Raw genomic sequence first — 12,660 nt, forward strand, 5'->3', positions numbered from 1 at the left:
TAATCTCCTATCATTAATTCAAAAATCATCATTTCATTCTATTAAAGTTCGAACAGGTTTTCTCGATAAATTTCATTACTTCATCATTGTAACTCTTTATAAATTTCAATTTGAGCTTTTGAGCTATTAGCAAAGTTTAGCCAATCCTGTCTTACTTTACTTATGTTTTCAGTTACCACAAGTTCAACAATATCTAGATGTGAAACATTCGTTGTTATCGGTTTATTTATACCATTAACTTTAGCGCCTGACATATACTTAGCACTCTCAGGGTTTAATGCGAAAGCAAAATCGATTACAGTAGAACCTTGCGGTAAGTTCACGGAATCTAACTTAGGAGTAAATGCTACAATGTTATCTTGGAATAGTTCATATGATACTAAATCATAAAATTCAATCGCATCTTGAGTTACTAGATCATTTGTCTTAATGAAATGATCCATCAATTTATGAATTATATTTTGCATCTCCTTATCAGTTATACTTTTTGTAAGTACATGAAACACTCCTTTATCTCGTATCTCCTGATTTATTTTTGTTTCAATACTTATCACTATTTCATGGTTATTGATCACCACTTTAGTCTTTAAGTATCTGTTTAATACATCACTTTCAACTGCTATATTATCTTCAAATTGATACGGAATTGGTTGGTATAGTTGATGTATAACTCCCAATATTTTATAACAGTCTAAATTATTTGAGGCCGTGATAACTATTTTGGACACTGCTGTAATGTCTTGAATATCTTGGAGACGAGAATAAGCTGTATAAATAGGGCTTACTTCATAGTTAACTTCAAATATTAAAGATGAATTTAAAAAATTATTTATATCTTGCATGATATTTTGAGATAAACCCTCTAATAACTTAACATAATTTTGTAAAAGAATTTTCATTCCCTTATATTTAGAATGGTTAAGATAATAAAAACCTAAATCTTCTAACTCGTGTTGGATATGTGATAGCCCTAGTCTTTTACATATCGGAGCGAAAATTTTGAGTGTTTCATTTGCATAAGGAACTTGTTTCTTTACAGCTTTCACCTGTAAAGTTCTCATGTTATGTAGACGATCTATCACTTTTATAATAGCTACTCTTATATCTCCTTGCATAGCTAACAATAATTTCTTTAAATTTGTTGCTTCATACTCTTCTTTATTACGGATTTGTTTTTTATCAATTTTAGTTAACCCTTCTACAATATCTGCAACTTTTTTACCGAATATATCACGTATATACTCAATTGTATAATCTGTATCCTCCACTACATCATGTAGTAATGCTGCAACTAAAGTTATACTATCTGCCTTACACTCTAACAAAATCTCTGTAACTGCAAATGGATGAGTAATATAGGGCTCACCCGAAATGCGAAATTGGCCTTCATGAGCTTTCTCGGAAACTAATATAGCTTTATGTAATTGTTCTAATTCTGCTTTATGTAGATATGAGGCCTTGTCTAATAATGCTTTTTTCATATTTTCACCTTCATCACGTTAATTTTCTATAAAATTTTATTAACATTATAATTCGTTATTTGAAAGTGAAGTACCTGTCTAGTTGATAAGAGATATTTATATTTTTATTCTCCTTGAATTATTTTTAAATTCTTGAACCTATAAGCCACCCTTTGAAATACTTTTTTATCAACCGAATTATATCTCTATCCTAAATAGAAAATGGTCCATAAATTTGATTCTTATTATGCTTATATTATCCTTCTTACTGTGTAAATTAAATGCCCATATCATTATAGGGAATTTCCAACACATTATCATTTACTATAATACTTATCGGAGACATAAAAGAATTGAAATAGCAATCCCCTATACAAATAAGGTATAATCTACACATGGTGAATCTTTTATGTTATTAAGTATTAGATTTACCTATTCAAAAATACATAAACTAGAAGGTGCAACAATGGTAAGTAGTTTTATTCATTCAGTATTAACGTTTTTTGAAGGATTAGGTTATTGGGGCATTATGCTTGGACTTATGATTGAGATTATTCCAAGTGAAATTGTCCTTGCTTATGCAGGATTCCTAGTATTCAATGGGAGTATCTCATTTGTAGGTGCAGTTGTATTTGGTACAATTGGCGGTGTTATTGCTCAAATTTTTATTTATTGGCTCGGACGATACGGTGGACGACCTATATTAGAACGATACGGAAAATATATTTTCATTCATAAAAAACATATAGATGCAGCTGAAGATTGGTTTAATCGGTACGGGACTGGTGTGATTTTTACAGCACGCTTTATTCCAGTAGTACGTCATGCGATTTCAATTCCTGCTGGCATTACAAAAATGCCATTACTACGCTTCACTACATTAACAGCACTTGCAATCATTCCTTGGTCTATCATTTTCATTTATTTAGGTGAAAAATTAGGTCAAAATTGGGAGAATATAAACGATATTGCGGGACCATATGTGAAATCTTTCGCAATTGGCGGTGTCATACTTATCTTTCTATACTTCACTCTTAAAAAATGGACAAAAAAACGTAAAAATCTCGCTTAAAATAATAAAAACCGCTAAAAATTCATTACGAATGTTAGCGGTTTTTATTATAGACTTGATTATGAATTAAAAATTGGATTATTTCTTCTTTATGCCTCAAGTCATGCTGAATGAGTGATGAAAAATAATGATTTAGCCTTACCTTTTTAGTACCAATTTGAAAGTCATCATTAAAATTATCGGCAGGAATTCGCTCAATTTCATCTACTAATTGCTTACGAGTATAGCTAAATTCGTTAATAAGTTCTTCTCTTGAAATACCTGATCTCGCATAAATCATTGCACTCTTATTTATTTCCTCTACATCTATTGGAGAATGAGGCACTGATTGAGTACTAACAAAATAAGGAATTCGATACTTCATTACAAAATCATCCCAAATAATAAAATGTGAAATCACATCTGCAATTCCCCACGAACCATTTTTAAATGATTGAAACCATATATCATCATGTACTTCCTTCAATGTTTGACACCATTCTATTATATTTAATTTTTCTTCTAAAATATTTTCTTTTTTCATTATGCATTCCTTTCTCGCATTTGTAATTCATTCATATTAATGTTTTCTAGAAATTGTATAAAAAGCCTCCATAATTATGTGGATAAGCAACAATTCACTCGTCCATTTCGTATATTAACTCTAAAAGGAGTGATTTCCCTATGCATTGGCAACAAAAAATACAATACTTAATCGGACGCCCTATCGGTATTTCCTTCATAAATGGACAGGGAACTTCTGGTGTATTATGTTCAGCACATGATGGTCAATTATATGTGTATGAATACCTTTACCAAGCTCAGTTCGCAATGAAGCATTATGATTTTAGACAAATCCAAGATATACATGCCTTTCCGAATTGTCCACATCAAAATCCTCTATACTAAAAAAGGAACAGCTTATAGCCGTTCCTTTTTCTCCACACTTATTTTGCAGTATAAAAGTTTTGCACTGCTTCATCAAAATAAATCCAGCCTTTCCAGCCTAAATGAATTGTATCTTTTAAGAAATACTTATCATATTCATGGCCAGAGAAATCAACTACTGGGTATCCTGCTTTTTCAACTTGTTCCCGAACTTTTTTATAATACACTTCACGGCGCTCTTTAGGGAAACCAGCGTAATCATACCATGGTCCGTTTACAGGTACAGAAATAAAGAGCGGCTTAACATTTTTCTCTTTAAAAATATTTAAAACAATTTGTAAGTCATCATATTCAGGTGATTCTTCATACGATTCATTTGCTCTAAAGTTTTTTAAACCTTTTAATTTTTTCTTTAAATTATGTTTATAGTAATACGGATTTTCAATTCCAAATGTGTTTGTAGTAGATTCCGCTTTCCCTTCTTCTTCCGCATGTTTACGTGCGTCTACCCAAGAAATTGAACGTAATCCCATATTTGTTTTTTCTTTCATCGGTTCAATCTTAAATAAGGAGTTAAATAAATCTCTATGATCTAAAATATTTCGATGCATATAAGCAAGTGGTTTAACTAAACCTGCTTTTACGTTATGTTTCGTATCATTATATACAATACCTTCTAATGAATTTTTTAATATATCATCTTCTTGAACAACTTTATAATCTAATAGTCGTTTCGCAATTTGCTTCTTCATTTCAGCATTTATTTTATCATTAAAAATAAAATGATATGCTTGTTGCTTAGAGAAATTGTTCGTAAAATCCCCCTGTGATACCCCAGTCCTTGTAAACCATTGTGGTGATAAAACAAAGACTACCTTTTTACCTTCTAATCCATCCATAGTAGACGTCATATTTAATATATGAGCTAAACTTTGCGTACCGCCAATCCCCATTAAATATGGCGTAAAACCTGCTGGATTTACTTTAAAGTAATTAGACGGATGATATGCATCCATTCGTAAAAATTCAGATGAACCATACATTGGTAAATACTGCGAATTCTCTAACATTTTCCGCTGCAAGAATACACTTTGTAATTTTTCTTTTTGTAAGGAGGTTGCTGCATCTTCTATCTTCTTATCACTAATTAGTGACACTAAACTTTTCGATGGGATGAGTATGATAATGAAAACAAGCACACACGCTAAAATTATCGGACCAAAAGCATGCTTCATTTTCATCGTCTCTTCCTCTTTCTCTCGCTATTAAATTGTAACCCTTGTTTTTGACACGTCATTTTTTTCTCCTTTTTCTCTATACATGTTCCATTCTATTTATCTATTATATACATGTATGTATTTCTTTCCTTGTCCTATTAAGTCCCATAGAAATAGCACAAGAAAATGTTTCCATAGAAACACGTTAATTATACAAGATTCTACATAAATTTCACACTGGAATTTTAGTAATAATTTTATTTTTAAACAGTGAAAAAACATATAAAATGTCTATAATCCATCAGATGATGAATTAAATTCAAAATAAGATACGTCCACTATAATCAACATCATTCCCTTCCAAACACTATTTATAGCCTAGTAAATCATACCACAAACTATATATCTAACTTTAAATAAGAAAAACAGACTATCACACATGTGAAGTCTGTTTCTCCATACTTTTATTTTTGTACATCTGCCCATTTTAAACTTGTCGCTGGACCGAATTGATGTACATATAAATCTTTCACATATGGCTTTTGTAAGTACGATAATCCTCGCTGGAATACTGGTGCAATTACTGCGTCATCAAGTAACATTTTCTCAGCATCTTGCATTGCTTTCCAACGTGCTTTTTCATCATTACCTAATTCTGTTTTAATCTTCTTAATTAACGCATCATATTCAGGGTTTGCATATTCTGTATTGTTCACACTGCTTCCAGAAAGGAATACTTCTAAGTAAGTCATTGGATCTGGATAATCCGGTAACCAGCGTGATAGTGACATTTCATATTCTTTCTTCTTCTCTAACGCTAGTTTTTGCGTATGCGGTTGTAATTTTACATTTACCTTTAAGCCTGGTAAGTTTTTCTCTAGCTCTTCTTTAATGTATTCTCCTACTTTTTTGAAGTTTTCTAAGTCATAGTTTAATAACTCAAGCGTCACTTCATTTGTACCTGTTTCTTGCTTCGCTTTTTCCCAATATTCTTTCGCCTGTTTTACATCAGTTTTATTAAACTCACCTGCTGTACTTCTAAAATCTTTTTTATCTGGACCTTTTAAAAATCCTTTTGGTACATAATAGTTAGCAGGAACTGAACCATCATTTAAAAATGAAGTCGCAAGTCCTTTCTTATCAAACACTGTACTTAGCGCAAGACGTGCATTTTTATTTTTAAGAATCGGTACATTTTCATTGAATCGGAAGAAGTACATAACCGGATCTGTATATTGTTTAAGCTCTTTATTATTTTTATATTTATCTACGAATTCTGTTGAAATGACAGCTCTATCAACTTTATCTGTTTCATATAAATTTACCGCAGTTGAAATTTCTTTTACAATTTGATAGTTTATTTCATCTAGCTTCACTTCTTTTTTATCCCAATACTTATCGTTTTTCTTCATTGTAAAACTCGCTTCATGCTTCCAATCCGATAATGTAAATGGCCCGTTATATACCGCTTTATTTGCTTCTAATCCGTATTTATCACCTTGTTCTTTTGCATATTTTTCGTTAATTGGATAGAAGGACGGTAAAATAAGTAGTTTTGTAAAATACGGTACAGGATGCTCTAACTCTACAATGAACGTTTTATCATCCTTCGCTTTCACTCCTAATTCCTCTAACCCTAGTTGTTTCTTATTTATTTTCTCCGCATTTCTCACATCGTATGCAATGTATGCATATTGAGAAGCTGTATCTGGATTAATAAGCTGCTTCCAAGCGTATACGTAATCTTGTGCTGTTACTGGGTCTCCGTTAGACCATTTCGCATCACGCAAGTGGAATGTATATGTTTTCCCATCTTGACTCACTTCATATTTTTGTGCTCCAGCTTCAATCAGTTCATCATTTTTCGATAAACGGAATAATCCTTCCATTACGTTATTTAAAACGTTAAACGATACTGCATCTGTTACTTTCCCTGAATGTAAAGACGGGATTTCACCTGTTTCTAGTAACTGTAATACTTTTTTCTCATCTTTCGGCTTTGTCGTTGTTTTTTCTTTTGCGCAACCAACTAAAAATGAAGAAGCTAATAAAGTACTAACTAATGAGTAACGAACAACTTTTTTCATTTAAAAACCCCCTCTACTTTTTAAGGTAAGTAACGACGAGCACCAGCGTATTCTTCTATATATCCTGGTGTATTGAGCGGTATAATCTCTACTGATCTTTCAGCTCTCGGCGAGTGAATCATATTTCCGTCACCAATATACATCCCCACATGATGAACACTACCTTTTCCTTGATCATGTGCAAAGAAGATTAAATCTCCTTTTTGTAAATTCTCTTTATCAACTGCAACTCCATTTCTCGATTGCGGACCTGAATCTCGCGGAATTGTAATACCGTGTGATTTATAAATTGTATGTGTAAATCCAGAGCAATCAAATCCGAATCCACTTGTACCAGCCCATATATACGGTAATCCTAAAAACATTTTTCCTGTATTTATTAAATCATCGGCCGTCGGAGTTGGAATATCATTTTGAGAACGGTAAACCGTGCCATCATTTTTTCGTAGCCAAGCTTTCTGTCCATTTGGTAACAAGACGCGATATGAAATCGTATCTTCATTAAGTAACGGCAATCGCGTATTATAGCTCACTTCAAGCGATTTATGTTTTTCAGAAGGATTTATATATAAAATGGCTGTCGGTTTTGTTACTAATACGAAAGGTTCATCTGTTTTATCTGCAAATTCTTGATTATATGTTAACTGTTTTTCAGGCATCCATCCTGGGTAACCCTCTTCATTTCGAGGTGTCGGCTGACCATGGACTAACACTTTCACCCAGTCCCCTTTTTTATCCACAACTGTTACTTCTTGACCTAATAGCGCTTGCGTTTCTAATTTATTTGCATTTGTTAACCAAAGTTTCTCATCAAGCGTCATTGATTTCGTCCACTTCCACAAATCAACTGGATTTGTAGCGCTCGGTGCATCAATTGGTCGTAATGAATCAGGTGCGGTCCAAAGTGTTGCGGCAGATACATCGATAAACGCCTTACTATCTTTCTTCTCTTCAGCATTTGCTGATGTAAACGATGAAAATATAAATAAAGTTGTTAAAAATGCAGTTCCTACTTTTTTCATACATATCCCCCTTAAAAGATAGTTTACTAGTCTTTTTTCCTAAGATTTACTATTCACTGTCGATTGAAGGTTTACCTTTGACCCAGAATAAGTCATGCCTTCTGGTTCTTCCATTAACCAAAGCGGCGCATCGAGATCGAAGTAATGAATATTAGGGTGGGCAGCTGCTAAATGGGCTACAGCGCTAACGGAAAGTGAGGATTCCATCATACTTCCGACCATGCATTTTACCCCAGCTGTTTCGGCGATATCGGCAATACGCCACGCTTCACGTATGCCACCACATTTCATTAATTTAATATTAATTAAGTCTGCATATCCTCCTTGAACGATTTTCAATGCATCACCCGCTGAAAATATGCTTTCATCTGCCATAATAGGCGTTTGTACATGATCTTTGACGTACTTTAATCCATCCCAATCTTTCGCATGAACAGGTTGTTCAATAAATTCAATATTTAAATTGCGATTTTCCATCTCTTTAATGATAGAAACTGCCTCTTTTGGATTCCATCCTTGATTTGCATCTAATCGTAACGTTGTATTTTTAGGTACGCTATTCCGAATCGCCTCAATACGTTCTAAATCTAAAGGAGCAGATTTCCCCACTTTAATTTTTAAAGTTTGAAATCCTTTTTCTACATGTTGCTTTGCCTCTTTCGCCATAATGAAAGGTTCATCTACACTGACGGTAATATCTGTATGAATTTCTTTCTTCCCACCTAATAATGCGTAAAGTGGAACGTTTTGATATTGACAATACACATCATATAAAGCGATATCTACTGCCGCTTTCGCACTTGGATTTCCAATACAACTCATTTGAATGTGCTGTAGTAACTGCTGAAATTGAATAATATCTTGACCAATTAAACAGGAACGCATCGGCCCTAAAATGGCTTCTTCAATCCCGCTTGCGAAATCACCCGTAATAACTGGCGTTGCGGCTGCAGCACCTTTGCCAACAATCCCTTCATTTGTATGAATAAATACATCTATACTTTCAATTTCGGTTACGGTACGAAGAGCAGTTTTAAACGGTGTATGAAGATTAACACGTCTACGATTTACTTTTACATCTGTAATTTTCATATTGTTCATCCTTTCGTTGTCTAACAAAGTGGAGCTTTAATCTAAAAAAAAAAAAATTATGTTTTTACATACAATTCATTTCCTCTTTCACTTACTTTCAATGCAAGAGATTAATATGAAATAAAAAAATCCAGCCATAAGAAGATTCTTACGGCTGGATTTTGTCTAGGAATGTGTAGACAAAGCAGCGATTTGATTATATTTTTTCTGCGCATCTTTTAACGCTACAAGTAGTGCCTTTTGAGACGAACCGAAATAACGATCTTTTATTTCCATTACTAACGTTGGATCATTAATATTTTTATGTAGAAACAAATATTTAACGAATTGAGATGTTAATGCAATTGTCGCTGAGCAATCTGCATCTACAATTTCCCCAGTTTCCTTAACAAGCACAAATGCTACAAAATAGCTTTTAAACTTTTCAGTAATGGGATTATTTTGAGGTGCTTTCGCATCCCCTACGACATAAATTGTATTTGAATCATACACAGCTATCTTCCTTTCTAATACGGGATAACGGTTTTCTTAATAGTCGTATGAGTGATTAACTCAACGTTGATTAAATAATGTATCCGCTTACCTTGTATTATAATACAATTGACAGAATTTTAACAACATTTATTTCAGTATATATTCCATAACTATAAAAACAGCTCACACTCTTCATTTTTACAGTATGTAATTCTTTCTTGTACCATGCCATTCGTACATGAAAAAACAGTTAGCTATCGCTAACTGCTCAAATTACACTACTTCGGCAACACAAATATAGTTTCATTTGACTTAGAAAATTGATATTCTTTTCTCGCAAACTTCAAAATTTCTTCCTCATCGTCTGTTAAATTTTCTATGTTAGTCTTTAAAGACGCCTCATTTTTCTTTAAAGAAACCAATTGTTTTTCTTGATTTGTTATTGTATCTTTTTTTTCTACGATTATTTCTTGTTGTTTCGTTAAAATAAATTGCACGTACAAAGTAGCTGCCGCAATAAATATAAACATGAATACAAATCGCCTTAGTTTTTTCTTATTAATTGCTCGATTCTCATTAGTCTGTGATAGTTGTTCTTGTATATTAGGAACATTTATTCGCTTGAGTTTCCTCATTATGAAATCCCCCTAACACATATATTTTCACTACCATCGGCATAATCTCTTACTAACTTTAATTCTATTCTTATAAAATAAGCTCCTTCACAAAAATATCTCACAAATTAACCAATTAAAGATAGCATTCGACGACATTTCCATATTTACATTGCATTTTTTTATGTATGCTGCCATAAAATAGTAGTTTCTGTTATTCTTTTTCTACTATTGTAGAAGAGTTTTTTTACATACGAAATTTCTCCTTGTAATAACATGCTTACAAGGAGAAAAAGATAAATTGTCGTATATTCGCTAAAACTGAAATTACTGTTTCTGAACTAAAGTTTTAAGCATAGATTACCTGTTACGAAACTTTGCTAAATATAAAAAGCCCAAGTTGGGCTTTTTATTTTACAAATCAATATCATATTCCATGCTTTTTGCCGTATCCTCAGCAATCTCCACACCTAACAAATTTTTCACAATATGAAATGACATGTTAATACCAGCTGAAATACCTGCAGATGTAATAATGTGACCTTCATCTACAAATTTCACATTCTCCATTACTTCTACATTCGGAAAATCTTTTTTGAAAGTTTGAATACTAGCCCAATGCGTTGTTGCTTTTAAGCCTTCCAGTAAACCGGCTTTCGCAAGTAATAATGCACCCGTACAAACTGAAGTCATTAGTTTTACTTCTTTCATTTGCTGACAAACCCAATTTATTATAATATCATTTTTCACTTCGTTTTCCCGAGCACCTTTACCACCTGGAATGATTAGAATATCAACTGGTGGTAAATCCTCAATACTATAATCCGGCTTCACCTTTAATCCGTTTCTTGCTGTAATCATTTCTCCATTTTGGCTTACTGTATAAACAGTAAATGGTTTTTCTTTATCCACTTCGGTTACAGAAAAAACTTCAAATGGTCCTGCAAAATCTAACACTTCTACATCATTAAATAAAAATATGCCTACGCTCCATTTATTTATCATACGTTCACTTCCTGTTTTATATGATGAAAAAGGTGATCATACCCTTTTTCTAACGCTATATCATACGCTGTTTTTCCATCATTTTTCTTAATCGCTTTATTAGCTCCATTTTCAAGAAGTAGCATAACTATTTCTTCACTTCCTAATAATGCTGCTTCATGTAACCCTGTCCAACCACCACTTTGTATAACATTTATATCCGCCCCTTTTTCAATTAAGAAAGCAACAAGTTCACTTTGCTTATTCGCGATGGCAGCTTGTAAAGGTGTATTTTCATTTTCGTTTTTTGCTCTACTATGTATATCTGCTCCACTTTCTAAAAGAAAACTTGCTATCTCTTTTTGTCCAAAATAAGCCGATAAGTGAAGTAGAGTCCAGCCATCGTCACTAAATTCGTTAACATCACTTGGATTCGTCTTTATAAACTCCACCACTTCTGCCTTATTATCACTTATAACAGCTTGTACTATTGATTGTAAAATCCCCATAATAATCTCCCATCTTTCAAATATTTAAGCATACTCTTCTATATGTTCTATTGATTATTATATTTACCTGTCAACACGTTAGTTTACATAATAATATTATCTATTTTTGTTTTAAAATAGTGAGAACTATGATTTAATTTCAACATATCAAATAATATTATCCCAATAAAAAAACAATCCATTTTTAAAATGGATTGTTTTTTTATTTCTTTTTTATGCAGTTTATTTTATTTTTCTATTTCCGATAATGATTTCATTTCCATTAATAAAAATGAAATGCGAATATTTAAATGCGAATTGCGGTATGTTTTTCATTTGAAAGCTAATTTCTAACTTATCCTTACATTTGAAAAACATGAATGTAAACCTTCTAAAATCAGCACTCTTATCATACCAATCTATAACAATTCTGTCTTCTTCCCTTACCTGTTTCTTTTAACACATATGATTTTAAAACGAGCGACGTTAATGAATCCGTTAATGTTTTATATGATAAATTAGATAATGCTAATAGATCGTTCGTATATAACATTCTATGCTTCTCTAATAATAATAGTACTAATCGTTCAGACGGTTTTAATGCCTCATCACTTTCTAGTATAAAGTCGATATTTTTCATTTCTCTAATTATTACTCCTTATATAAAAAAATAATTACGCAACTAATTTAATATAAAAATAATACACAACAAAACTCGAGGTATATTAAAATAACATCGTTTCAAAACACTATTATACTATAACATAGAAAAAGCATTTCCCGAAACAGGAAATGCTTTTTTAAGTTACTTATTGGTTTCTTCTCAATTAATATGTTCTACCTTAAATATTTCTTGCAATATGCGGCTTACTATAATGACTTGTTCCACCACCGCCTACTACTACTTTACCGCCTTTTTCAAAAATTAATAATTTACTTGAACCATCTGCAAGAAGTACTATTACTTCGGCATTGTTACTTGTTGCTACATAAATTACATAACCACTTTTTGATATACATGTTTCCCAATTTGCATCAAATTCTGATCTTACTACACGATTGGAATACACTTGATTTTCAACTCTATCTTGTGCTTCGTTTTCCAAAATTTATCCCCCCTACTTCTCTAAAATATCATTTACAAAAAATAACGGGTCTATTTAAAATAGTAACTCCCTTTAATATAAGTAGTATATGTAGTTAGTAGAAGGATGCTTGGACAACTAGAACGTAATACCATGTAAGTGATATACAATTGAAATAAGGCAATCGATACTGTATCG

The 12,660-nt window shown here is 32.3% G+C and carries 14 protein-coding genes; 2 read left to right on the forward strand and 12 right to left on the reverse strand.

Going from position 1 to position 12,660, the window contains the following annotated elements:
- Positions 1-83 precede the first annotated feature (83 nt).
- Positions 84-1,481, reverse strand: a complete 1,398-nt coding sequence (locus AC3WTI_RS05030; RefSeq protein ID WP_097841130.1) for an HD domain-containing protein — start codon at positions 1,479-1,481, stop codon at positions 84-86.
- Positions 1,482-1,926: 445 nt separating this feature from the next.
- On the opposite strand from AC3WTI_RS05030, the gene uptA reads away from it, so the two are divergent.
- Entirely contained in the window at positions 1,927-2,532 is a 606-nt protein-coding gene (gene uptA, locus AC3WTI_RS05035) for an undecaprenyl phosphate transporter UptA (RefSeq protein WP_087956263.1), read from the forward strand.
- A 34-nt stretch (positions 2,533-2,566) separates the two neighbouring features.
- On the opposite strand, the gene AC3WTI_RS05040 is transcribed toward uptA, so the two are convergent.
- A complete protein-coding gene (locus AC3WTI_RS05040; RefSeq protein WP_087956075.1) occupies positions 2,567-3,055 on the reverse strand; it encodes a DinB family protein in 489 nt (162 codons plus the stop codon).
- Positions 3,056-3,195: 140 nt separating this feature from the next.
- On the opposite strand from AC3WTI_RS05040, the gene AC3WTI_RS05045 reads away from it, so the two are divergent.
- Positions 3,196-3,420, forward strand: a complete 225-nt coding sequence (locus AC3WTI_RS05045) for a hypothetical protein (RefSeq protein ID WP_000558703.1) — start codon at positions 3,196-3,198, stop codon at positions 3,418-3,420.
- A 38-nt stretch (positions 3,421-3,458) separates the two neighbouring features.
- Here AC3WTI_RS05045 and dltD read toward each other — a convergent pair whose 3' ends face one another.
- The 10 genes from dltD to AC3WTI_RS05095 all read right to left on the reverse strand — a co-directional run bounded on the left by dltD (position 3,459) and on the right by AC3WTI_RS05095 (position 12,483).
- Positions 3,459-4,640, reverse strand: coding sequence for a D-alanyl-lipoteichoic acid biosynthesis protein DltD (gene dltD / locus AC3WTI_RS05050; RefSeq protein ID WP_087956074.1), 1,182 nt, complete (start codon positions 4,638-4,640; stop codon positions 3,459-3,461).
- Positions 4,641-5,080: 440 nt separating this feature from the next.
- Positions 5,081-6,703: a peptide ABC transporter substrate-binding protein gene (locus AC3WTI_RS05055; protein WP_097841131.1), complete on the reverse strand. Its 1,623-nt coding sequence runs from the start codon at positions 6,701-6,703 to the stop codon at positions 5,081-5,083.
- Between the two features lie 20 nt (positions 6,704-6,723).
- Entirely contained in the window at positions 6,724-7,725 is a 1,002-nt protein-coding gene (locus AC3WTI_RS05060; protein WP_097841132.1) for a C40 family peptidase, read from the reverse strand.
- A gap of 39 nt (positions 7,726-7,764) precedes the next feature.
- The gene (locus tag AC3WTI_RS05065; protein ID WP_142305858.1) at positions 7,765-8,826 is read right to left on the reverse strand and encodes a dipeptide epimerase; all 1,062 of its coding nucleotides are present in this window, start codon (positions 8,824-8,826) and stop codon (positions 7,765-7,767) included.
- Between the two features lie 156 nt (positions 8,827-8,982).
- Positions 8,983-9,309 carry a DUF3870 domain-containing protein gene (locus AC3WTI_RS05070; protein WP_087956070.1) on the reverse strand — a complete coding sequence of 109 codons (327 nt, stop codon included), beginning with the start codon at positions 9,307-9,309 and terminating at the stop codon, positions 8,983-8,985.
- A gap of 260 nt (positions 9,310-9,569) precedes the next feature.
- Positions 9,570-9,926, reverse strand: coding sequence for an FtsB family cell division protein (locus AC3WTI_RS05075; RefSeq protein WP_087956069.1), 357 nt, complete (start codon positions 9,924-9,926; stop codon positions 9,570-9,572).
- Positions 9,927-10,319: 393 nt separating this feature from the next.
- On the reverse strand, positions 10,320-10,910 hold the full coding sequence (locus AC3WTI_RS05080; RefSeq protein ID WP_087956068.1) for a DJ-1/PfpI family protein: 591 nt from the start codon (positions 10,908-10,910) through the stop codon (positions 10,320-10,322).
- Complete coding sequence (locus AC3WTI_RS05085; RefSeq protein ID WP_087956067.1) at positions 10,907-11,398, reverse strand: ankyrin repeat domain-containing protein; 492 nt, start codon at positions 11,396-11,398, stop codon at positions 10,907-10,909. The genes AC3WTI_RS05080 and AC3WTI_RS05085 overlap by 4 nt, the downstream gene beginning before the upstream one ends.
- A gap of 388 nt (positions 11,399-11,786) precedes the next feature.
- Positions 11,787-12,017 (reverse strand): hypothetical protein, encoded by a 231-nt coding sequence (locus AC3WTI_RS05090; protein ID WP_000789033.1) that lies wholly within the window; start codon positions 12,015-12,017, stop codon positions 11,787-11,789.
- 202 nt (positions 12,018-12,219) lie between these two features.
- Complete coding sequence (locus AC3WTI_RS05095; RefSeq protein ID WP_000426643.1) at positions 12,220-12,483, reverse strand: hypothetical protein; 264 nt, start codon at positions 12,481-12,483, stop codon at positions 12,220-12,222.
- Positions 12,484-12,660 lie beyond the last annotated feature (177 nt).

Source organism: Bacillus sp. EB106-02-03-XG38, assembly GCF_058792175.1.

Coding starts and splice junctions, on each gene's coding strand:
- AC3WTI_RS05045 (WP_000558703.1), top strand. CDS start 3,196: ATGCATTGGCAACAAAAAATACAATACTTAATCGGACGCCCTATCGGT.
- AC3WTI_RS05065 (WP_142305858.1), bottom strand. CDS start 8,826: ATGAACAATATGAAAATTACAGATGTAAAAGTAAATCGTAGACGTGTT.
- AC3WTI_RS05040 (WP_087956075.1), bottom strand. CDS start 3,055: ATGAAAAAAGAAAATATTTTAGAAGAAAAATTAAATATAATAGAATGG.
- AC3WTI_RS05055 (WP_097841131.1), bottom strand. CDS start 6,703: ATGAAAAAAGTTGTTCGTTACTCATTAGTTAGTACTTTATTAGCTTCT.
- AC3WTI_RS05060 (WP_097841132.1), bottom strand. CDS start 7,725: ATGAAAAAAGTAGGAACTGCATTTTTAACAACTTTATTTATATTTTCA.
- AC3WTI_RS05080 (WP_087956068.1), bottom strand. CDS start 10,910: ATGATAAATAAATGGAGCGTAGGCATATTTTTATTTAATGATGTAGAA.
- uptA (WP_087956263.1), top strand. CDS start 1,927: ATGGTAAGTAGTTTTATTCATTCAGTATTAACGTTTTTTGAAGGATTA.
- dltD (WP_087956074.1), bottom strand. CDS start 4,640: ATGAAAATGAAGCATGCTTTTGGTCCGATAATTTTAGCGTGTGTGCTT.
- AC3WTI_RS05090 (WP_000789033.1), bottom strand. CDS start 12,017: ATGAAAAATATCGACTTTATACTAGAAAGTGATGAGGCATTAAAACCG.
- AC3WTI_RS05075 (WP_087956069.1), bottom strand. CDS start 9,926: ATGAGGAAACTCAAGCGAATAAATGTTCCTAATATACAAGAACAACTA.
- AC3WTI_RS05030 (WP_097841130.1), bottom strand. CDS start 1,481: ATGAAAAAAGCATTATTAGACAAGGCCTCATATCTACATAAAGCAGAA.
- AC3WTI_RS05085 (WP_087956067.1), bottom strand. CDS start 11,398: ATGGGGATTTTACAATCAATAGTACAAGCTGTTATAAGTGATAATAAG.